The organism is Pseudomonas sp. 3B-A001-10F (assembly GCF_056313565.1).
In genome coordinates, this window is record NZ_JBQYFW010000001.1 from 100482 (window position 1) to 120760 (window position 20279).

Sequence of the window (20279 nt, forward strand, 5' to 3'; positions counted from 1 at the left end):
GTTTGAGAGTGTCAGCCAACTTGGCGTCATGCTGACGATCGGCTTGAAATTGATCAGCGGGGCCACGCCAGCCTGGACATTCAACGTCGGCAATCTAAAACCCCGCTGACCCATCGCGGTAGTCGCAAAAACGGACTGGTGTTTCCCATACAAGGGACGATCCGCCTTGTATAGTTAGCGCCTTCTGACTGAATGGATTACGACCGTGCTGGATCTCAATGACCTTCAGTACTTCGTCATGGTGGTGGATCATGGCGGTTTCGCGCAGACCGCCCGCGCCTTGGGCATTCCCAAGTCCAATCTGAGCCGACGCATCGCCCAGCTCGAAGAGCGCCTCGGTGTGCGCCTGATCATCCGCAACACCCGCCATTTCACAGTCACGGAGCTGGGGCAAACCTATTACGAGCGTTGCCGTGCGATGCTCAAGGAAGCCGAAGCCGCAGAGGCCGCGATCGCCCTGACTCACGCCGAGCCGGGCGGCGTGCTGCGCGTTACCTGTCCATCCGTACTGCTGGAAGAGTGCGTGGGCGCAATCATCACGCGTTTCATGGCTATCCACCCGCGCATGGAGGTGCATCTGGAGGCGACTGATCGTCAGGTCGATGTGGTCGCCGAGGGTGTCGATCTGGCGTTACGGGTACGCCCGCCGCCCCTGCAGGACTCCGAGTTGGTCAGCCGCGTCATGTCCCAGCGGCCACAGTGTCTGGTTGCGAGCCCCGGACTGCTGAGTCGTCTGGGCACGCCGAGCGCACCAGAAGATCTGGCCCGGTTCCCCAGTGTTCATCATGGCAGTCCGCAACGCGATTACAGCTGGACTCTGTTTCATCAGGACGGTTCGGAATTCACCCTCCAGCATCGCCCGAACCTGATTACCAAAGGCCTGCCGATGCTGCGCTGCGCGGCGATCGACAGTGTTGGCGTTGCGCAGATGCCAATGTCGTTGGTACACGACTTCATTGAGCGAGGGGAACTGATCGTGGTCCTGCCTGACTGGGCGCCGAGAACTGAAATGATTCATGCAGTGTTTGCGACCCGGCACGGAATGCTGCCGTCTTCGCGCTTGCTGATTGATTTCATGCTGGAGCAATTCAGATTGCTCGATGATCCGCTGCGCGGCATGCGCATGCCGCCATTGGTTTGATGCCCCGCAAAAATATCGAACGCCCACCGCAACGGCACCTCCAATGTTTACATCACTGGAGGTCAGCACCATGAATAGCGATGACAGCAAAACCCAGAACGCCCCGCCCACCGACACCTCCGGCAAACCGGTGAATGTGGTCAAGCGCGATCTTGAAGACAGGGACGATGACACCGAAGCCGTTGATGAGGTCATCACGCCTTCGTCTAACCGCGTAAAGGAGCAGGACGCCGAGACGCTGCAACGCAAGATCGATGAGATCGAACGAAAAGTGGCCGATGGCAACTAGGCCGCGTTGGGAGCGGATGGAGTACATCCGCTCCCGCAGCGCATTGAGCTCACGCCGGTTGGAACGTCGACTCGAGCAGATGACCGCCGATGAACTGACCGTTCTGCACCTGGAGCAGTACCTGACGATCGGATTGATCGAACAGTGAGCGGTGCAGTTGCCTGGCGTTGATCGGGCCATTTTTCAGATCATTGTCGAGCGCCGCCAGTTGCGATTTGAAGCGTTGCAAGTTTTCGGCACTGCCACTGAAAAACAGCGTGTTGCTTAACTCCATCTGGGCACTGTAAATCTGCTGGTTCGCCGCAGCGATCACGGTCAGGCGCTGCAGATTGTCCAGCACTTTCGCCGCTTCGGTGCGGTAGCGTGCCAATGGTTTTTCCATGTGCAGCAAGGCGTAAGCGACCACGCGCAACTGCGTGACTTGCAGATAGCTTTGAACCCAAATGTCCATCCGCGACAGACTTTCAAGCAAAGCCACCCGGGAGGAGTCGGCGTTGAACAGCTTGCCTGTTTCGACGGCCTTCGCCTTGTCCACCTCTTTGTTCATCTCCCGCTCGAAATACGTCTCCAAGGCCACCAGGTCGACCTGGCGGTTTTCCAGTTGCATCAGCGCAGCCGCATCAATGCCTTCCTGTGGATAGTGATCAAGCAGGCTTTGCACGTAACCCACCAGCCCGGTCAAATCATCACGGCGCAGGTTGATCAGGTCTTCTTGCACTTCATCCAGCTGGCGCTTGATGGCGGAAAGTTTCTCATTGATATCGTGCAGGTGTTTCTGCCCGACCGCCGACGAGACGGCATTCCATAGCGCACCACTGAGCATAATGTTTTGCAGGTTGTCGGGGCTGAACAAGTGCGCATTTTCCTTGATGCGCCCGCTTTCGGTGACGAAGGCACGCACCGCACCTTCTTGATCCTTGGCTTTGGTCAACGTCTCAAATGGCAGACTGCACACAACGTAGTTGCCGTTTTGCAACTCGGCCAGCGCCGCCAGGCCCGGGACATTGGACAGCAATGGGTTGAGTGCGCTGAGTTGCCCGGCGGGAATGGCACTGCCGGTGATGACCGGCGCGCGGTCGAACACACTGATCTTCATTAACGTACCGCCCGCCTCATCGGCCAGCACCATGTCCTGCAGCGCCGTGCCCTGCCCGGCCAGCGTTGCAGGATTGGCCAGTTTTGGCGCAACGGGCGCTTGTGCATCCGCTTCCTGACGCAAACGGATCCAGCCCATCTGCGCCACGAACGGCACGGTGACCCGATACGCCTCTGCCGCCGCGCTTTGCGCCCCGATGCCTGCCGTGACCAACAATCCCAGCGGGTTCAAACGCAGGCCGGTGGAAACAGCGGTGAACAACGCTGCACTACCGCCAGCCGACAAGCCCATGATCGTACCGCTCGCACCAAGTCCCAAGGCCGATGCCAGCGAGAACGTACCGGACAAGACTTTGATGTGCGTGCTGCGTTCGTGCCGTTGCGCAGCAGGCATTTCACGCCATTCGGCACCAAACAGGGCCAGCGCAATTTCCCGTTCCTTCTGCGCCAGTGGCTTGTCCGCAGGGCTCTTGCCGTTCAGCTTCTTGTACACGTCGTCAACGATTTCGCTGTAGGCCACCGCAGTACGGCCGAGTGCGCGGCGCGCGAGGTTCATTGCCGAATTGCCGCCGAACTGCTGCAATTCGTGGCCCAGCAGTGCAAGCAGTGGTGCGGAGTATCGATCGGCACGGGGATCATGTTTGGCCAGAATCAACTGTTTCTTGCACTCGGCGTCCAGACCCGCCCGGCCTCGGCCGAAATCGCTGATCACGTCCACCAATACATCGATTTCCTCGGCGCTGGCAGCCTGCATCTGCGCCAGTAACGTCTCATCGCACACCCATTGTTCCTTCAACATTGCCTCTCCTGCACTAAACAATCGGCTCGAATACCGGTAAATCATCGCTCAGAGCGAGCGCGCCATCAAAAAGATATCACAGTAGATATTGCAGAAAGGCTCTGACAGACCAAAGTCTTAACGTGCAGCACATCGCGCAGCCGCAATCAGGTAATCATGAATACGTTGGCCGTTTCGTCCTGCGACGCACCTTTGGCACACTGCCAATGAGTGGAGAAACTGTTGACTCATTCTGTCGTCAGCGTCGCCAGCGCCAGGGCATTACCCAGTGCTGCGCCGCTGGCGGTATTGTCGAAAATGCACCAGGTTGTGGCACCTGCAGCGGTCGCTGACAGCAAGGCGTGTGCGAGGTGTTGCAAATAAGGTGAATCGTAGGCGCTGTGGTAAATGCGCGGTGAGCCGTGCAGGCGCCAATACTGGGTTCCCGTCCAACCGGCTGGCGAAACATCACGGCGGATGCGCGAAGGATCGACTGCTGCTTGGGCGATCCGGTGAGTCATTAATATCGACTCAGCGCTGACCCACGAATCATGCCTTGGCTCGAGCACCACTGCGCCGGAAAACCGTTCGCGCAATGTCGTGAAAAAGGTTTCGGCGCTGGCGGCGTCAAACGCCAGCGAAGGTGGTAACTGCACCAGCAAGCAGCCCAAGCGTTCGCCCAGACCGCCGCATTCAGCCAGAAACCTGTCCAGCGCCGCCTCGCAACCTGCCAGGCGTAATTCATGGGTGATATGTTTGGGCATTTTCACCGAAAACCGGAAGTTCTCCGGTACGCCATCGGCCCAACGCTCATAGGTTTGCCGGCGATGCGGGCGGTAGAACGAGCTGTTGATTTCCACGCCGTTGAGTCGCGCGGCGTAGCGCTGCAAATGCGTGCCCTCCAGGGGAAATACCGGCCAGTGTTCGCGCCCCAGACTCCAGCCGGCACAACCGATGAAAATCAAAAGCACACCTCCGGGTTTCTCCTGCCTGATCGTTCCTACGCTTTGCGTGGGAACGATCAAATCAATCTTCCGTGTAAACCGGTTATTTTTTCCCGGGTAACACGGCGCCGAGCACCTGTTTGGCGGTTTGCACGATCACCCCGGCTTCATCCGGATCGCCCTTGAGCAATGTCGTGGCGAATTTCTTCGCCTGCTCAAGCTTGATGTGCGGCGGCAAGGGCGGCACGTTCGGGTCGGTCTTGAACTCGATCACCACCGGGACTTCCGAGGCCAATGCCTTTTCCCAGGCTGCGGCGACGTCTTCTTCGCGATCGACAAAAATGCCTTTCAGGCCAATGGAAATGGCGAACAAGTGGTAAGGCACGTCCGGGATACTTTGCGAGGCTTCGAACTTCGGATCGCCCTCCATCACCCGCTGCTCCCACGTGACCTGATTGAGATCCTCGTTGTTGAACACCGCACAGATCCATTTCGGACTCGCCCACTGCCGCCAGTATTTGGCGACGGTGATCAGTTCGGCCATGTTGTTCATCTGCATTGCGCCATCGCCCACCAGCGCAATCACCGAACGCTCGGGATAAGCAAACTTCGCGCCAATCGCGTAGGGCACTGCGGCGCCCATGGACGCCAGGCCACCAGACAACGAGCACTGCATGCCACGGCGGATTTTCAGATCGCGGGCAAACCAGTTGGCGCAGGAGCCGGAGTCGCTGGTGATGATGGCCTCATCGGGCAAGCGTGGCGACAGCTCATAGACCACCCGTTGCGGGTTGACCGGATCAGCCTTGGCCATGGCGCGTCTTTCGAGGGTTTTCTCCCAACTGCTGCGCCAACCTTCGATTTTCTTGCGCCACTTGTTGGAGGTTTTCTGTTCGAGCAGTGGCAATAAAGCGGCGAGGGTTTCCGCCGAGTCGCCGACCAGATTGACTTCCATCGGATAACGCAGGCTGAGCATGTCGGGCTGCAAATCGATCTGCACGCCGCGCGCCTGGCCTTCTTTGGGCAGAAACTCCGAATACGGAAAACCCGAACCGATCATCAGCAAAGTGTCGCATTCGTTCATCAGTTTGTAGCTCGGTTCGGTGCCGAGCAGGCCGATGCTGCCGGTGACCCAAGACAGATCGTCGGGCAACACGGCTTTGCCCAATAATGCCTTGGCGACGCCGGCACCGAGTTTTTCCGCCACGGCGATGACTTGATCGGTCGCCTGCAATGCCCCGGCGCCAACCAGAATGGCGACCTTCTCTCCCGCATTCAAAACCTCGGCGGCACGCTGCAGATCCTCGTCATAAGGCAACACTTTGGGTTTCGTGTAACCCACCCCGGAATGCGCGGTGCCATGGGCGCGCGCCGGTGCTTCGTATTTCAATTCCTGCAAATCGTTTGGCAGAATCAGCGCGGTTACCCGGCGTTCGCCCACGGCCGTGCGCACTGCGCGATCGAGCAAATGCCGCACCTGCGAAGGCGCCGACGCCTGCTGCACAAATGCCCCGGCGACATCCTTGAACATCGACACCAGATCCAGCTCTTGCTGGTAGTGACTGCCCAGCGCCGTGCGTGCCTGCTGGCCGACAATGGCCAGCACCGGCATGTGGTCCATACGCGCGTCGTAGAGGCCGGTGATCAAGTGCGAGGCGCCCGGGCCGGAAGTGGCAATGCACACCCCCAACTCGCCGGTGAACTTGGCATGCGCCGAGGCCATGAACGCGGCCATTTCTTCATGCCGCGCCTGGACGAATTCAATCTTGCCCTTGGCTCGACTGAGCGCGCCGAACACGCCGTTGATGCCGTCACCCGGATAGCCAAAAATCCGCGTAACGCCCCATTCGCTGAGCCGCTCAACCAGAAAATCTCCCACTGTCATCGTCATCTCGATCCTCGTCTTTCTCCGCTGCATGGAGCTGCCCCGGCAGCACATCCGCCGGGAGGTGTAAGGGTCTGGACAGTTGGGTTGTTGGCGAAGTTTCGATTGGTTTCCTCAGGCCAATCCTTGTTTGTTTTTCTGAGTCCCCCACAAGACCTGTCGATCGGTGGTGAGTCCATTCGCGAGCAGGCTTGCTCCCACAGGGAATTGAGTTGCAAATGTGGGAGCGAGCCTGCTCGCGAAGTCGGTAAAACAGTCACTGATGACGCGGAGGCTTTCAACGATGCGGATGCACCGTGAACGCCACCAGTTTGATCACGATCGGCCGCACGACCAGGATGCACAGAAACGCCACGGGCATCGCCAGCTTGTAGGCGTGCAATGTATTACTCAGGTAGTCGTTATCAATGCCCGAGTTGGCGGCAGTGATCACCAACGACATCAGAAACGCCATGATCGTCGCCATGTACAGCGCGAACACATACGGCGTGGCGCGGGGTGACAGCTTGCGACGACTGATGTTCAAGGCTTCCGAGCTTGTCGATTGATTCATATGGTTTTTCCATCCAGTGACAGGGAGACCGCACGTTAGCAAGGCCGCCCCCGCGTAACTAGACGCTCAAGCGCAGGTACTTTATAAAGCAGAACTTACGAATCAACCCTCAACGGGACGATGAATGAATCTGTTAGCGGCGATTGCCAGTTTTATCAAAGTGGTCGAAGCCGGCTCGATTGTCGGCGCCGCCAAGACCCTCGGCGTCAGTGCGGCAGCGGTCAGCCAAACGCTCAATCGGCTGGAAGCGCACCTCGGCGTACGTCTGCTGCAACGCACCACGCGCAGCATGGCACTGACCGAAAACGGCGCGGTGTACTACGAGAAAGTCCGCCGGATTGCGGCGGATCTGGAATCGGCGCAAAGCTTGATCAGCAGCGATGAAACCGAGCTGCAGGGCCGGCTGAGCATCGCCTCGACATCTGCCTTTGGCCGCCATGTGCTGGCGTCGCTGATTGCCGGTTTCGCCGCACTGCACCCGCGCCTGCTCATCGAACTGTCGACCACCAACGGCAAGATCAACCACATCCAGGACGGCATCGATCTGAGCCTGCGAATCAAGCCGCAACTGGAGGACGGCATCGTTGCACGCAAGATCGTTTCGCTGCCCTTCATCATGTGCGCCGCGCCGGCTTATCTGCAGCGTGCCGGGTGGCCGCAATCGCCGGATGATTTGCAAAACCATGCCTGCCTGGCCTTTCGTTATCCCCTGGACGGGCGTTTTCTGCGCTGGAGCTTTATCCGCGACGGGCAGCGTTTCGACGCCAATATTAACGCCACTGCCATCAGTGATGACATTGATGCACTGGCGCAAATGGCGGTTCACGGTGCAGGGATCACGCGACTGGCGGAGTTTGTTGCAGCGCCTTTCCTGGCGAACGGGCAACTGGTGCCGCTGTTTGAACACAGCGTCGTCCAGCCAATGGACATCTATGCCTGCGTGCAGGATCGTGCGGCGATGACGCCGAAGGTCAAAGCCTTTCTGGATTATCTGACAGCGCATCTGGCCACGCGCTGGCCGATGGAAAATGTTTAAGATTCTGGGTTCAAAGAGGCTCGCTGAAGCGCGCGAAATCGGGCAAAGTCCACCTCGCCAATCGGCCCATCACGGAAGATAACAACAATGAAAAAAACGCTCGGTGCCCTGCTACTGATCTGCTTGAGCAGCCACGCCTTCGCTGACGCCCAACCCGTTGGTTTCCAGTACGCCACGCTGGCGGATCCGCGCAATGAGCGCCCGCTGGAAATGGTCGTCTGGTACCCGAGTGCGACCACCGCTGCGACACCACAATTGTTCGGCGACAACCCGGTATTCGTCGGCGCCCCTGCGGTGCTCAACGCCCCGGCCGCCAAAGGCGAGCATCCATTGGTTGTGCTATCCCACGGCTATGGCGGGAGCTGGATCAACCAGACATGGCTGGCCAGTGCTCTGGCCCGTCAGGGTTACATCGTCGCAGCGGTCAACCACCCCGGCACCACCAGCCGTGATCGCAGCCCGCAAGCCGCGGCGCAGTTGTGGCAGCGCCCCGTTGACCTCAGCCGCGCCATTGATGCGGTGACGGCGCAACCGGAGAAATTCGGCGCAGTGACCCAGGATCGCATTGCCATAGTCGGCCATTCGCTCGGCGGCTGGACGGTCCTCGAAGCCGGCGGCGCGCGCTTTGACCCCGAGCGTTTTGCCGAAGACTGCAAGGTTCACACGCAACTCGCCAGTTGCACCGCTTACCAACAAATGAACACTGCAAACACCGCGCAAGCGAAAGCTCAATTGGCCGCCGACTGGCGTGACAAGCGCGTCACTGCCGTGGTTTCACTGGATCTGGGCCTGTCGCGCGGGATGACCGACGCCAGCCTCGCGGCCTACCCCGTGCCGATCCTGGTGATCGCTGCTGGCGTGCCGTCGAAAGAACTGCCCGCTGAACTGGAGTCCGTCGACCTCGCGAAACGTCTGCCAAAAACCTCATCGCGTTATGTCGAGATCAGCGACGCCAGTCACTTCAGTTTCATGGCAATCTGCAAACCTGGCGCCGTGGCCATGCTCGACGAGGATGTACCGGGCGACAGCATCATCTGCACTGATGGCGAGGGCGGCCGCCCACGCGCGCAGATTCAACAACAGGTGATTTCCCTGATTACCGGGTTTCTGTCGCAGTCACCTGCCCCCTTGAAACAAGCCATTACCTACAAGGATTCGCAATAACAATGCTCACGCCCTCCCCTCAGACCTTCCGGGGCAGTTGCCTGTGCGGAGCGGTGAAATACCAGATCCGTTCACGGCCCAAGGCGCTTTCGCATTGCCATTGCAGCCAGTGCCGCAAAAGCCACGGCGCGGCGTTTGCCAGCTATGGCAGCGTGCAGCGCCAGAACCTGGAGTTGCTGGAAGGTGCTGACCATCTGAAGTCGTATCAATCGTCTGAATCGGTACAACGCCAGTTCTGCACGCACTGTGGCTCGTCGCTGTTCTGGGCAAGCAATCAAGGGGAATTCAACGGCTGGATCTCGGTTGCGCTGGGCACGCTCGACACGACGTTCACCACGGAAAAACAGCAACATGTGGAAGTCACGTCGAAGGCGCCGTGGTTTGAAATCAAGGATCAATGGCCGCAGCGCTGAGGCTGAAAGATTCATTTATCAGACGTTGCTTCACCCGTTGGAGATCAGATGAAACGCTCAAAAATTGCGGCGTTGGCTGCGCTGGTAATGGCCGCAATAACCGTCATTTCACTGCAGATGTTTCTGTACGACGCCGAGATAACCATGGCTCAGGCATCCATGGGCAGCGTGCCTGTCCAATTGGTCGCACAAATCCTGATCACCATCGCCACTCATCTGTTCGTCGTCCTGATGGTGCCAACGCTCTTGATCGCCTACAGGAAGTACCTCGCCGGCTATGCGGTGCTTGCCCTGTCCCTCGCGGCCTACGCCCAGATGACCACAGGGCTGGGCGTGATCGGGCCGATGATCACGGTCATCGCCGTCTCGATCCTGGGTATTCATGGCTTCAGAAAAGCCAGCGAATGGATTCGCTACCTGCGCGCGAAATGACTGATGAGACCGATCAATCGCACTCTGGATCAGGAAGCGGGTTCTGTGGTGTGCTGTCTATTATCAGCGAGGTATTTTTTCCACTTGCCAAGATGAGGCCCCTTACATGAGCAAAGCACCGTACGTTCCGCCCCAGGTCTGGAAAAACGAAGCCCCGTCCGGTGGCCAGTTCGCCAGCATTAACCGGCCGGTTGCCGGGCCGACCCATGACAAGACCTTGCCGGTCGGCAAGCATCCGTTGCAGCTCTACTCGCTGGCCACGCCCAACGGCGTCAAAGTGACGATTATGCTGGAGGAGCTGTTAGCGCTGGGGCACAGCGCTGCCGAATACGATGCGTGGCTGATCCGCATTGGCGAGGGTGACCAGTTCTCCAGCGGCTTTGTCGAGATCAACCCCAATTCGAAAATTCCGGCGCTAATGGACCGTAGCGTTGAGCCGCCGATTCGTGTGTTCGAATCCGGTTCGATCCTGCTGTACCTGGCGGAAAAATTCGGCGCATTCCTGCCGAAGGATCCGGCGGGCCGCACCGAAACCTTGAACTGGCTGTTCTGGCAGATGGGCTCGGCGCCCTACCTGGGCGGCGGTTTCGGACACTTCTATGCCTATGCGCCGGAGAAGATGGAGTACCCGATCAACCGCTTCACCATGGAAGCCAAGCGGCAACTGGACGTGCTCGACCGGCGTCTGGCCGAAAGCGCCTATCTGGCCGGCGACAGCTACACCATCGCTGACATCGCAGTCTGGCCGTGGTACGGGCAATTGGTGCGCAACAACGTTTATTCGGCGGCCGAGTTTCTCGCCGCTCACGAGTACACCCATTTACAGCGCTGGGCCGAGGACATCGCCCAGCGGCCGGCGGTCATTCGTGGGCAACGCGTCAATCGCACCTGGGGTGATGAAGCAACCCAAGTACCCGAGCGTCACCAGGCTGAAGATTTGAACTGACAGCCCTTTCATCACGTTCAGCAGCGGGCCGATCACAAGCGTTTGTGATCGGCCCGTTTTGCTTCTATCTCGCCCCCGAAAAACCACGACTCTGCGCCAACCCGCGCCGTAGAGCGCCCGCCCGATTGTGAAAAATTCGTTAACTAACTGAGCCGTACGCCTTTCTTCACCCGGAATGATCTGACAGACTAATGCGAATAATTCCTACACGCACTCGCACTGGATTCGTTTTCGTATCATTTGGGGAAGCAGATTGATGTCGTTTTGCACCATACACCGCCGCTCAAACCGTTCACCAAACCTGTTGGCACTCGCCATTTGCATGGCCAGCATCACACCGGCGCTGGCCGACGAGGCAACATCTGCCACGTCTGAAACAGCCGCGCCGGCCACGCTGGAACTGGACGCGACGGAGATCGGCGCGACCCAGATGAGCAGCACCACCGAAGACACCCAGTCCTACACCACCGGCCCGATGCGGACGGCGACCAAGCTGTCGCTGACCATGCGCGAAACACCCCAAGCGGTAACGGTGATCACCCGTCAGCGCATGGACGACCAGAACATGACCAGCATCAACGACGTGGTGAAAGGCACGCCGGGACTGTTCCTCAGTCAGGCCAGCGGCCCGGGTCGGCAGACCTACAGCTCGCGCGGTTTCGACATCGACACCATCATGTACGACGGCCTGCCGAGCTCCTATTCGCCGTTCTCGATGGCGGTGCAACCGAACCTGGCAATGTTCGACCGCGTCGAAATTGTCCGTGGTGCGACCGGCCTGGTCACCGGTGCCGGCAACCCTTCGGCGGCGATCAACCTGGTGCGCAAACGCCCGACGGCCGATCAGCGTGTAACCCTCACTGGCGCCGCCGGCAGTTGGGATGACTACCGTGGCGAGATCGACGCCTCCAGCCCGTTGAACGAAAGCGGCACCCTGCGTGGCCGGGTGGTCAGTTCCTATCAAGGCGCCGACAGCTTCCGCGACAAGGAAGAAAACGACCATGGCCTGTTCTACGCCATCGGTGAAGCCGACCTCAGCGACAGCACCACCGCGACCCTCGGCTTCTCGCGTCAGAACGAACAGACCAACTATTTCTGGGGCGGCCTGCCGATCGGCACCAACGGCCACCACCTCGACCTGCCCCGCTCCACCTACCCGGGCACCGACTGGGAAAACCGCAAGCTGCAGATCGATACTGTGTTCGGCGAAGTCGAGCATCGTTTCGACAACGACTGGAAACTGCACGTCGCCGGCTCATCCTCGACCCTCGACGGCGAGTTCTCCGGGACTTACCTGTCGCGTTACGCCGGCCCGCTGGAAACCACGGCCTATCAATCCCATCACACCGACAAGCAGCGCTCGCTCGACGTGTTCGCCAGTGGCCCGTTCGAAGCGTTCGGCCGCAGCCACGAACTGGTGGTCGGCGCCAGCAACCGGGTGTATGACGCGACCACCAAGGAATACGATCCGTACACCACGGCCTGGCCGATTGGCGCGCCCAAGCCTGATTTCGTACGGGACGGCAAAACCCGCAACGTCACCACTCAGGACGCCGTCTACCTGACCACCCGCCTGAGCCTGGCCGACCCGCTGACGCTGATCCTCGGCAGCCGTCTCGACTGGTACGACTACGATGACCGCACGGCCGATGGCGACTACAAAGTCACGCGTAACCTGACCCGTTATGCCGGTCTGATCTACAAACTCGACGACCATCATTCGGTGTACGCCAGCTACACCGACATCTTCACCCCGCAAACCCAGAAGGACCTCGGCGGCAAGGTGCTCGAGCCAATCGTCGGCGAAAACTACGAGGTCGGCATCAAGGGCGAGTACTTCGACGGCGCCCTCAACGCCAGCCTGGCGGTGTTCCAGATGGACCAGACCGGTCGTGCCACCCAGGCCGACAATCAGTTCGGTTGCCCGGTCCTGACCTGCTACGGCTCATCGGGCAAGGTACGCAGCCAGGGCGTGGACATGGAACTGCAAGGCGCGCTGACCGACAACTGGCAGGTCGGCGCCGGCTATACCTATACCCGCGCGCACTACATCAAGGACGAAAACCCGGCCAACAACAATCAACGTTTCGAAACCGACACGCCAGAGCATCTGTTCAAGGTGTCCACCGTCTATCGCTTCCAGGGTCCGCTGCAACACTTGCGCGTGGGTGGCAACGTTTACTGGCAGAGCCGCATGTACAACGACGTCGCTCTGGCCAATAACGGCAGCTACCGCCTTGAACAGGGTGGCTATGCGGTCACCGACCTGATGGCCGGGTACGAGGTCAACAAACACCTGGATCTGCAGGTCAACGCGAACAATATCTTTGATCGCGTCTACTACTCCGCCATTGGCTCCAATGTTACGTGGGGCTCCAACGACAACTACGGCAACCCGCGCAGCTATATGCTGACGGCGAAGTACAAGTTCTGAGTCGCTGACCTTCTGATCAGCAACAAGCAAGGGCGCCGGGGAAAGCTACGGCGCCCTTGTACTTTCTGGTCTCTTCATTAGTCATGAGCAGTATTAACCGTTAGTCTCTGAGCGAACTCTTCACGAAGCATCGCGCCATGACCAATCCGGCCTTTACCCCTGACATTGACGCGATCCGCAGCATTGACGCGGTGCCAGTCATCCTGAGCATGGTCAAACACCTCACCGGCATGCGTTTCGCCGCAGTCGCGCGGGTCACCGAAAGCAACTGGGTGGCATGCGCTGTCGATGACTCCATTGATTTCGGGCTCAAACCCGGTGGCGAACTGGTACTTGAATCGACCATCTGCCACGAGATCCGCCAGCATAAGCAGCCGGTGATCTTCGGGCACGCCAGTGCGCACCCGGTCTTTTCGCTGCACCACACGCCGAAAACCTATGGGCTGGAAAGCTACATCTCCATTCCCATCGTCAAAGCCAATGGCGACTTCTTCGGCACGCTGTGCGCCATCGACTCGGTCCCGGCCAATATCGACGAACCCGCCATCACCAAAACACTGACCCTGTTCGCTCAATTGATCGCCATGAACCTGGACACGCAACGCCATCTGGAAGCGACCCAGATCGAGCTGAACAACGCCAATGAACTCGGGCGCCTGCGCGAGCAATTCATCGCCGTTCTCGGCCACGACTTGCGCACACCACTGAGCGCGGTGCGCATGAGCGCTGACTTGCTGGAAAGCAAAACCGAAGACAAACGTTCACTCAACCTGATTGCGGCGATTCGCAACAGCTCGGTGCGCATGGGCGTGTTGATCGAAAACATCCTCGACTTTGCCCGAGGACGTCTGGGTGGCGGGATTCCGGTGCAGCGCAAGTTGGTGGACGACTTGCAGCACACCCTGCAATTGACCCTCGCCGAAGTCCAGGTCTCCCATCCCAAAGCGGTGTTTATCCATGAACTGGATGTGCCGGCGGGCATTTATTGCGATGCGCTGCGCATCAGCCAATTGCTTTCCAATCTGCTGGGCAACGCGGCCACCCATGGCTCGAACAGCGCGCCAATCGTCCTCAAGGCGTATGCGGAAAATGACGAGATCGTGATCTCCCTGACCAACCAGGGCACACCGATTCCAGCGCAACTGCTGCCACTGCTGTTTGAACCGTTCTCCCGCGCCGAGGCCGGGCAACGTTGCGAGGGTTTAGGGCTGGGGCTGTATATCGCCTCGCAGATCGCGATGGCGCACAACGGTACATTAAGCGTGACCTCAAGCGCCGAGTCGGGAACCTGCTTCGTGGCGAGACTCCCGGCCCGGTACAAATGGCTTTAAGCCGCCTGCCGCCGCATTGTCAGAATCGCCGCGCCAAAACCGATAAAGGTCGAACCAACCACACGACTGACCCAACGGGACAACGCCGGACGGGTCAGCACGCCCTTCGCGCGCGAAGCCAGCGCGGCGTACACACTCAGTGACGACACTGACAACGCCATGAAGATCGAGGTCAGGATCAGAAACTGCGGCAGCAACGCCGCGCCCTGATCAATGAACTGCGGAAACAACGCAGTAAAAAACATCGTCGCCTTGGGATTGGTCACCGCCGTCAGGAACGCCGACTTGTACAGCTTGCCGCGAGTCGGTCGCCCCCTGCCCGCCTCACCTTCAATCCCATCCGGCAGCATCGGCCCCTTTTTGAACAATTGCTTGACCCCGAGGTAGAACAGATACCCGGCCCCGATGATCTTCACCGCGTTAAACAGCACTTCAGAACTGGCCAACAACGCCCCCAACCCCAACATCGCCGCCGCCGACAAACAGAACAAACCACTGGCATTGCCCAGCGACGACCAGATCGTGCTGCGCTGCCCGTGAGCAAGGCTATTGTTGATCGCCATCAGCGTCGCCGGCCCCGGACTGGCGATGGCAATTGCGGCGACCAGAGTGAAGGTCAATATCGAGTGAGAATCCATTTTCGCTGCTCGCAAGGTTGAAGATGCCGCATCTTACAACAACCGGCTGCATAGCCCAGATCAAAAGCCCCTCACCCTAACCCTCTCCCGGAGGGAGAGGGAACTGATCGAGGTGATTGCGAGAGCTACGCCGACGTGAAATACCGAGCCGAACTCAAATCCAGAAGCAGATCAAAAGCCCCTCACCCTAACCCTCTCCCGGAGGGAGAAGGAACTGACCGAGCTGATTGCCAGAGTTACGCCGACGTGAAATACCGAGCTGAACTGAAATTCAGAAGCAGATCAAAAGCCCCTCACCCTAGCCCTCCCGGAGGGAGAGGGAACTGATCGAGGTGATTGCGAGAGCTACGCCGACGTGAAATACCGAGCCGAACTCAAATCCAGAAGCAGATCAAAAGCCCCCTCACCCTAACCCTCTCCCGGAGGGAGAAGGAACTGACCGAGGTGATTGCGAGAGCTACGCCGACGTGAAATACCGAGCCGAACTCAAATCCAGAAGCAGATCAAAAGCCCCCTCACCCTAACCCTCTCCCGGAGGGAGAGGGAACTGACCGAGGTGATTGCGGGAAATACACCGACATGAAATACCGAGCTGCACTCAAATTCGGAAGCAAATCAAAAGCCGCACCCACCCCGCTCTCTTCACCACTCAACAGGATGAGCGTTAGCTCGGCTGCAGCTCTTGATCTTGCCGTGCTGGCCCCTTCGGCAGGCTGAGTGGAGGGATTGATCCGGGGGTGGGAGCGCAGCGACCGTTTGGCGAAGCCAAACACAGCGAGAGGAGGTGCAGCGAAGCAAACCGTAGGCGCTGCGCCCGGATCGATCCCGGAGCGAAGGAACCCCGAGCCCCAGCGAGCGGGCCGAACGCCGGGGCCCAGCCTTTTGCTTACTTTTCGGCGTCTGGAAAAGTGAGTCGCTGTAAGAGCGAAACCGCCAGCGGCGACACCCGCAGAAACGGATATTCACAAAGAACACCCAGAGCATGGTCAGCCCAAAGGCCGCCAAGGCACCAAACAAAAAAAAGCCCCGCAAACCGAATGAAAGGCGCGAGGCAAAAAATTGGTTGGTTGCGGCCAACCAAAGGAGCTCAGTCAATACGTAAAAAAGCCAAAGTCAGATGCAATCCTGCGCCGCCCGCTCAAAACTCGAAGGCAAAAGATTCGAAGCCAGCAAATGGCGCTCATAGATAAACACCTTGCCGCCATTACCGGCCTTATAAGCCTCCAGCACGTTGTCAGCAGAAATCTTGCTCGGCACCACAATCCGATAACTACGCTGAGTCTGCGAAACCGTCGGGTTCAACGCACTGCCCTGCAACTTCGGCACAACACAATCGGCGTACTGCGCAGGCGTCTTGCTGGTCTGCAACGTCAGGCTCGGATTGTTCGGCGCCGAAGCGCAACCGGCGAGCAGCAAAGAGGCAACGGCCAGAGCGGGCACAAATAAAAGACGCATCGGTGTCATCCTGAAAATAAAGGTTCGGTTCAACCGGCAACGGTTCAGCCTCACGGAGCCGCCGTCGCCATTTATGTTTTAAGTGATCAGCTCGACGCCACCAGCGCCTTGAGCGACACATCGAATTGCTTCAACGCGTTGAGTTGCAGGTCACGCTGCTGACCGATCTGTGCAGCGATGGCCGGTGCCGCCTGGTTATGCACCCAGACCGAAGGCAACTGCTTCTCGACGGCGCCTTCTGCCTTGCCGATGTATTGCAGGTCGGCGTCGTAGAAGCGTGCGGTAAAACGCGCTTCAACCAGACTGTTGCGCTGCGTCAGCAAGCGGTTGAAGGTGTCGAGCTTCACCACCACGTCCGGATGCGCCTGCACCAAAGCATCAAGGTTGTCGTAAACGGTCACCGACAAGAACTGCTGTTGCAGCGAACTCACCAGCCAGTCGATGGCCAACTCCGGATCGGAACTGTCGACGAACGCTTCACGAATCCGCGAATCCAGCGCGTCTTTCGCGCCGTTGACCGCCATGTTGTGGTAACGCTCAAGGTATTGCAGGTTGTCCAGGGTGTTCTCGCTGAGCAACACACCCACGGTTTGCGAATGCTGCAACGTGGCGCTGCTGCCCGTGATGGTCTGGAAGTGACACGACCCGGCGTCGGCTGCGTAAGTCGGAGCTGTGAACAGTGCGCCGCCTGTCAGCAGGGCGACAAAAGCCAGTCGGGTCAGGGTGTTCATCGCGCAAATTCCTTGAGCTGCGTGTTCGATGGAAGCGATTTTCCGCCGAATGCCGACAAAGCAGAACTTGCGTTTCGTGATGGTCACTATTACTTCTAGCAATAGTTGCGTGACGTGCAGACTGATACACACTCAACCACAACGAGAAAAACAGCCCATGAGGAGTTCGCCTTGAGAACGTTTGACCTGATCCGTGACGCCGTTCTGCCCGATTTTCGTGAGCGTGTGGCCGAATATCTGGTTCAGTACGAAAGCGTATTGCTGGACAAAGGCATTACCGACCCGCAGCTCATCCAAGACACCGCCAACCAGTTGCGCGGTTACCTGCGCGGGCTTAACACCACCCGGGTGCTGGGCATGGCCTATTGGGAAGAGCTGGATCGCCGAGTTGTCGACACCTGGCTTGAGCCCAAGCCATGACCGATCGGCACGGCGGTCAGGGCGGCGGCGAGCGACCGCGCCCTCCCCGCTGCCAATGATTTGCGCGGCAACACGACCTCTGCGAAAAAGCCGCCCGAACGCTTACAATCGCCGGTCAAACTGCCACTCAGACAGGCTCATCAAGAAATGCCGCTCGACCCACCTACGATGCTGACCCTTTCCATCGCCCTCGCAGCCGCCGCAGCGCTGTACCTGGCGATCGAATGGCGCAGCATTCGTGAGCCTTCGCTGCTGTTCTGGAGCGCCGGTTTCGCCACCATCACGGTCGGTTCCACCCTGGCCCTGCTACGCAGCAGCGGCTTTTTGCTGATCGGCATCTGGTTCGCCAACGGCCTGCTGGTGACCGCGCATTTCCTGTTTCTGCTCGGCGTCGCGCGTTTCACGCAGATACGCTTGTCGACGGCCTGGTACCTGATCTTTGTCACCTGGCTGGTCTTGCTGCTGTTGCCGGAGGGGCCGCTGTGGTCGAAGGTCATGCTGGCGGCCAATTCGTTGCTGGTGGCGCTGTCGACCCTCAAGGCCAGCTCGCTGCTGCGCCCCCATGGCAAATCGTTGAGCGTCGGCGCGGTGCAGTTGCGCTATGTGCTGCTCGGTCACGGTATTTTCTACGTGGCCAAAGCGCTGACTGTGGTGATCCCCGGCACGCTGATCGATCTGGCGGCGTTTCGCGGCGAGATCATTCAGATTTCCCTGGTCGAGGGCGCGATGGCAATCATGTTGATCGCCCTGTCGATGACCGGCACCGAGCGTTATCGCCGCGAAAAACAGATCGCCCGCCTCGCCGAACGCGACCCGCTGACCGCTTTGTATAACCGCCGCGCCCTGGAAAAACGCGCGCCGCGCCTGTTCGAACAGGTTTCGCCGGCGCATCCCGGCGCCTTGCTGCTGATCGACATCGACAACTTCAAACTGGTCAACGACCAATACGGCCACACCGCCGGCGATCGTTTGCTGATCGCCTTGAGCGAGATGATCCGCTCGGTGCTGCCGCGCAATGCGCTGACGGCGCGCCTGGGCGGTGACGAGTTTGTCATTTTGCTCAGCAGCACCTCGGGTGAGCGCGTCATGGAACTGGGCAACGCGTTGCGTGAGCAGTTTCTGAGCATGACCTCCCAGACGTTCCCGACCACCGCTGCGGTGACCCTGAGCATCGGCGCCAGCCTGTTCGACAAGCCGCCCGCGCACCTGACGGCGCTGATCGAACAAGGCGACGCCGCTCTCTACGAATCGAAACGCGGCGGACGCAATCGTCTGCGCCTGACCGGACTCACCCCTCCAGGATAATAAAAACCATGTCTAGCCTCGTTACCCCTTTGCAAGACCTCGCCGCCCCCGATGGCGTTTGCTACGGCTGCGGTGGCCGTAACCCGCACGGTCTGCACGTCAAAAGCCGCTGGCACGAAGACGGCGTTCACGTGATCGCCGAACACCTGCCGGACGCCAAGTATTGCGGCTGGCCGGACCTGGTCTACGGCGGCCTGCTCGCGATGCTGGTCGACTGCCATTCCAACTGGACGGCCATGGCCTACCACTACCGCGCCGAACACCGCGAACCCGGTAGCCTGCCGCGCATCGACTGCGTCACCGGTAACCTCGGCATCAAATTCATCAAACCGACGCCGATGGGCGTGACGCTGACTCTGCGCGCGAAAGTCGAGGGTGACGTCGGGCGCAAGACCCGGGTGATCTGCGAGGTGTTTGCCGGGGAAGTGCTGACGGCGGTGGGCGATTCGGTATTTGTGCGTGTCGATACCGGGCAACTGGCGGATGCGGCACACGGGCGATAAACCTGGCGAGCCTGCCTGCCTTGTCGAACCGTTACCGGCAGGCCCTGGCGACTGTTCAACTGACCACAGCCCCTTTGGGGCCGCTGGCAATCAGGGCGGCGCCACAAGCGGTTTTCATGCCGTCCAACGCCACAGGCGTGCCATCAACGGTGTAAGTGCTACTGCCCTCGGCGATGGGGAAAATCCCTTTGCACAGAGGGCAGCTTACCTTGTGTCCGACACCGGCAATGGGCTTGCCATTGAGATCGGTTTGAGAGAATGCCTCAAGGACCGTGCCACCATGCGTGGTGGAGTCACCCAAGCGAATCGCGTCTTTCACAGCATCACTCCTTTGCCGTTCAATCAGGCCCGACGGTCTGACCTTCGCGCCCCCTCATTCTTCAATCTCCCACGCCAATCCCGGGTCCGCTTTGCCGTGTTCGCAAAAATACAGCAACGCTTTCCGGGCACTTTCTTTGCCGACAACCTGGTTTTTCGGGTAACTCCCGGACTGCCCACCGACGACGACATCAACCGTCTCATCGCTTGATGCATCAGGAGTAGTCAGTGTGTACAGCTTCTCGTCGACGTTGACCGCGATAAACACAACATAGCGATGGTCGTTCCCCCCGCCCACGCTCATGTAGTTATCGTCATCGAGCAAAAACAGTGTCGAACTGCACGCCTTTCCATCCAGTCGATCCAGAGTTTCGAGTACCTTTGCGCGGTCGGGACTCAAGTGCTCTCGCTCTTTGAAAGTCTCGCCCTTTGCTTCGTCTTCTATGATTTTTTCCAGCTTCATGATCA

At 59.2% G+C, this 20279-nt stretch carries 21 protein-coding genes; 12 read left to right on the top strand and 9 right to left on the bottom strand.

The genetic code is table 11. From position 1 onward, the window contains the following. Positions 1–205 precede the first annotated feature (205 nt). Positions 206–1141, top strand: a complete 936-nt coding sequence (locus AC0ZWN_RS00605; protein WP_476333636.1) for a LysR substrate-binding domain-containing protein — start codon at positions 206–208, stop codon at positions 1139–1141. A gap of 70 nt (positions 1142–1211) precedes the next feature. Beyond that, complete coding sequence (locus AC0ZWN_RS00610; RefSeq protein ID WP_476333638.1) at positions 1212–1430, top strand: hypothetical protein; 219 nt, start codon at positions 1212–1214, stop codon at positions 1428–1430. 49 nt (positions 1431–1479) lie between these two features. On the opposite strand, the gene AC0ZWN_RS00615 is transcribed toward AC0ZWN_RS00610, so the two are convergent. The 4 genes from AC0ZWN_RS00615 to AC0ZWN_RS00630 form a co-directional block, all read right to left on the bottom strand. Beyond that, positions 1480–3324, bottom strand: a complete 1845-nt coding sequence (locus AC0ZWN_RS00615) for a hypothetical protein (RefSeq protein ID WP_476333640.1) — start codon at positions 3322–3324, stop codon at positions 1480–1482. A 227-nt stretch (positions 3325–3551) separates the two neighbouring features. Further along, complete coding sequence (locus AC0ZWN_RS00620) at positions 3552–4268, bottom strand: DUF72 domain-containing protein (protein ID WP_476333920.1); 717 nt, start codon at positions 4266–4268, stop codon at positions 3552–3554. A gap of 82 nt (positions 4269–4350) precedes the next feature. Further along, positions 4351–6138 carry a thiamine pyrophosphate-requiring protein gene (locus tag AC0ZWN_RS00625; RefSeq protein ID WP_476333641.1) on the bottom strand — a complete coding sequence of 596 codons (1788 nt, stop codon included), beginning with the start codon at positions 6136–6138 and terminating at the stop codon, positions 4351–4353. 271 nt (positions 6139–6409) lie between these two features. Continuing rightward, complete coding sequence (locus tag AC0ZWN_RS00630) at positions 6410–6685, bottom strand: DUF2798 domain-containing protein (protein ID WP_476333643.1); 276 nt, start codon at positions 6683–6685, stop codon at positions 6410–6412. A 124-nt stretch (positions 6686–6809) separates the two neighbouring features. Between AC0ZWN_RS00630 and AC0ZWN_RS00635 the strand changes: the two genes are divergently transcribed. The 7 genes from AC0ZWN_RS00635 to AC0ZWN_RS00665 all read left to right on the top strand — a co-directional run bounded on the left by AC0ZWN_RS00635 (position 6810) and on the right by AC0ZWN_RS00665 (position 14441). Next, positions 6810–7721, top strand: coding sequence for a LysR family transcriptional regulator (locus tag AC0ZWN_RS00635; protein WP_476333644.1), 912 nt, complete (start codon positions 6810–6812; stop codon positions 7719–7721). Between the two features lie 87 nt (positions 7722–7808). Beyond that, the gene (locus tag AC0ZWN_RS00640) at positions 7809–8885 is read left to right on the top strand and encodes an alpha/beta hydrolase family protein (RefSeq protein WP_476333646.1); all 1077 of its coding nucleotides are present in this window, start codon (positions 7809–7811) and stop codon (positions 8883–8885) included. 2 nt (positions 8886–8887) lie between these two features. After that, entirely contained in the window at positions 8888–9298 is a 411-nt protein-coding gene (locus AC0ZWN_RS00645) for a GFA family protein (protein ID WP_099758983.1), read from the top strand. A gap of 48 nt (positions 9299–9346) precedes the next feature. Beyond that, positions 9347–9730 (top strand): hypothetical protein, encoded by a 384-nt coding sequence (locus tag AC0ZWN_RS00650; protein WP_476333649.1) that lies wholly within the window; start codon positions 9347–9349, stop codon positions 9728–9730. A 106-nt stretch (positions 9731–9836) separates the two neighbouring features. After that, positions 9837–10676: a glutathione-dependent disulfide-bond oxidoreductase gene (yghU, locus tag AC0ZWN_RS00655; protein WP_320336914.1), complete on the top strand. Its 840-nt coding sequence runs from the start codon at positions 9837–9839 to the stop codon at positions 10674–10676. A gap of 256 nt (positions 10677–10932) precedes the next feature. Beyond that, positions 10933–13110 carry a TonB-dependent siderophore receptor gene (locus AC0ZWN_RS00660; protein ID WP_476333651.1) on the top strand — a complete coding sequence of 726 codons (2178 nt, stop codon included), beginning with the start codon at positions 10933–10935 and terminating at the stop codon, positions 13108–13110. 137 nt (positions 13111–13247) lie between these two features. After that, complete coding sequence (locus AC0ZWN_RS00665; RefSeq protein ID WP_476333653.1) at positions 13248–14441, top strand: GAF domain-containing sensor histidine kinase; 1194 nt, start codon at positions 13248–13250, stop codon at positions 14439–14441. On the opposite strand, the gene AC0ZWN_RS00670 is transcribed toward AC0ZWN_RS00665, so the two are convergent. From AC0ZWN_RS00670 to AC0ZWN_RS00680, 3 genes are all read right to left on the bottom strand, one after another. Further along, complete coding sequence (locus tag AC0ZWN_RS00670; RefSeq protein ID WP_476333655.1) at positions 14438–15079, bottom strand: LysE family translocator; 642 nt, start codon at positions 15077–15079, stop codon at positions 14438–14440. The two genes, AC0ZWN_RS00665 and AC0ZWN_RS00670, sit on opposite strands and share 4 nt — an antisense overlap. Positions 15080–16192: 1113 nt before the next feature. Further along, complete coding sequence (locus AC0ZWN_RS00675; RefSeq protein WP_095126388.1) at positions 16193–16534, bottom strand: hypothetical protein; 342 nt, start codon at positions 16532–16534, stop codon at positions 16193–16195. Between the two features lie 86 nt (positions 16535–16620). After that, positions 16621–17265 (bottom strand): ATPase, encoded by a 645-nt coding sequence (locus tag AC0ZWN_RS00680; protein ID WP_320336917.1) that lies wholly within the window; start codon positions 17263–17265, stop codon positions 16621–16623. A gap of 171 nt (positions 17266–17436) precedes the next feature. On the opposite strand from AC0ZWN_RS00680, the gene AC0ZWN_RS00685 reads away from it, so the two are divergent. The 3 genes from AC0ZWN_RS00685 to AC0ZWN_RS00695 all read left to right on the top strand — a co-directional run bounded on the left by AC0ZWN_RS00685 (position 17437) and on the right by AC0ZWN_RS00695 (position 19493). Beyond that, complete coding sequence (locus tag AC0ZWN_RS00685; RefSeq protein WP_093433206.1) at positions 17437–17685, top strand: hypothetical protein; 249 nt, start codon at positions 17437–17439, stop codon at positions 17683–17685. 147 nt (positions 17686–17832) lie between these two features. Next, on the top strand, positions 17833–18990 hold the full coding sequence (locus AC0ZWN_RS00690; RefSeq protein ID WP_476333657.1) for a GGDEF domain-containing protein: 1158 nt from the start codon (positions 17833–17835) through the stop codon (positions 18988–18990). A gap of 8 nt (positions 18991–18998) precedes the next feature. Then, positions 18999–19493 (top strand): PaaI family thioesterase, encoded by a 495-nt coding sequence (locus AC0ZWN_RS00695; RefSeq protein WP_476333659.1) that lies wholly within the window; start codon positions 18999–19001, stop codon positions 19491–19493. 55 nt (positions 19494–19548) lie between these two features. Here AC0ZWN_RS00695 and AC0ZWN_RS00700 read toward each other — a convergent pair whose 3' ends face one another. Together AC0ZWN_RS00700 and AC0ZWN_RS00705 are read right to left on the bottom strand one after the other, a co-directional pair. Continuing rightward, positions 19549–19812, bottom strand: coding sequence for a PAAR domain-containing protein (locus tag AC0ZWN_RS00700; protein WP_093433215.1), 264 nt, complete (start codon positions 19810–19812; stop codon positions 19549–19551). A 54-nt stretch (positions 19813–19866) separates the two neighbouring features. Then, positions 19867–20274, bottom strand: coding sequence for an Imm1 family immunity protein (locus AC0ZWN_RS00705; RefSeq protein ID WP_093433218.1), 408 nt, complete (start codon positions 20272–20274; stop codon positions 19867–19869). Positions 20275–20279: the final 5 nt, after the last annotated feature.

Bases quoted from the DNA above. Each gene is read 5' to 3' on its own strand.
- AC0ZWN_RS00695 (WP_476333659.1), top strand. From the start codon at position 18,999: ATGTCTAGCCTCGTTACCCCTTTGCAAGACCTCGCCGCCCCCGATGGC.
- AC0ZWN_RS00645 (WP_099758983.1), top strand. From the start codon at position 8,888: ATGCTCACGCCCTCCCCTCAGACCTTCCGGGGCAGTTGCCTGTGCGGA.
- AC0ZWN_RS00670 (WP_476333655.1), bottom strand. From the start codon at position 15,079: ATGGATTCTCACTCGATATTGACCTTCACTCTGGTCGCCGCAATTGCC.
- AC0ZWN_RS00615 (WP_476333640.1), bottom strand. From the start codon at position 3,324: ATGTTGAAGGAACAATGGGTGTGCGATGAGACGTTACTGGCGCAGATG.
- AC0ZWN_RS00665 (WP_476333653.1), top strand. From the start codon at position 13,248: ATGACCAATCCGGCCTTTACCCCTGACATTGACGCGATCCGCAGCATT.
- AC0ZWN_RS00630 (WP_476333643.1), bottom strand. From the start codon at position 6,685: ATGAATCAATCGACAAGCTCGGAAGCCTTGAACATCAGTCGTCGCAAG.
- AC0ZWN_RS00640 (WP_476333646.1), top strand. From the start codon at position 7,809: ATGAAAAAAACGCTCGGTGCCCTGCTACTGATCTGCTTGAGCAGCCAC.
- AC0ZWN_RS00660 (WP_476333651.1), top strand. From the start codon at position 10,933: ATGTCGTTTTGCACCATACACCGCCGCTCAAACCGTTCACCAAACCTG.
- yghU (WP_320336914.1), top strand. From the start codon at position 9,837: ATGAGCAAAGCACCGTACGTTCCGCCCCAGGTCTGGAAAAACGAAGCC.
- AC0ZWN_RS00680 (WP_320336917.1), bottom strand. From the start codon at position 17,265: ATGAACACCCTGACCCGACTGGCTTTTGTCGCCCTGCTGACAGGCGGC.
- AC0ZWN_RS00625 (WP_476333641.1), bottom strand. From the start codon at position 6,138: ATGACGATGACAGTGGGAGATTTTCTGGTTGAGCGGCTCAGCGAATGG.
- AC0ZWN_RS00705 (WP_093433218.1), bottom strand. From the start codon at position 20,274: ATGAAGCTGGAAAAAATCATAGAAGACGAAGCAAAGGGCGAGACTTTC.
- AC0ZWN_RS00690 (WP_476333657.1), top strand. From the start codon at position 17,833: ATGCCGCTCGACCCACCTACGATGCTGACCCTTTCCATCGCCCTCGCA.
- AC0ZWN_RS00650 (WP_476333649.1), top strand. From the start codon at position 9,347: ATGAAACGCTCAAAAATTGCGGCGTTGGCTGCGCTGGTAATGGCCGCA.
- AC0ZWN_RS00635 (WP_476333644.1), top strand. From the start codon at position 6,810: ATGAATCTGTTAGCGGCGATTGCCAGTTTTATCAAAGTGGTCGAAGCC.
- AC0ZWN_RS00610 (WP_476333638.1), top strand. From the start codon at position 1,212: ATGAATAGCGATGACAGCAAAACCCAGAACGCCCCGCCCACCGACACC.
- AC0ZWN_RS00675 (WP_095126388.1), bottom strand. From the start codon at position 16,534: ATGCGTCTTTTATTTGTGCCCGCTCTGGCCGTTGCCTCTTTGCTGCTC.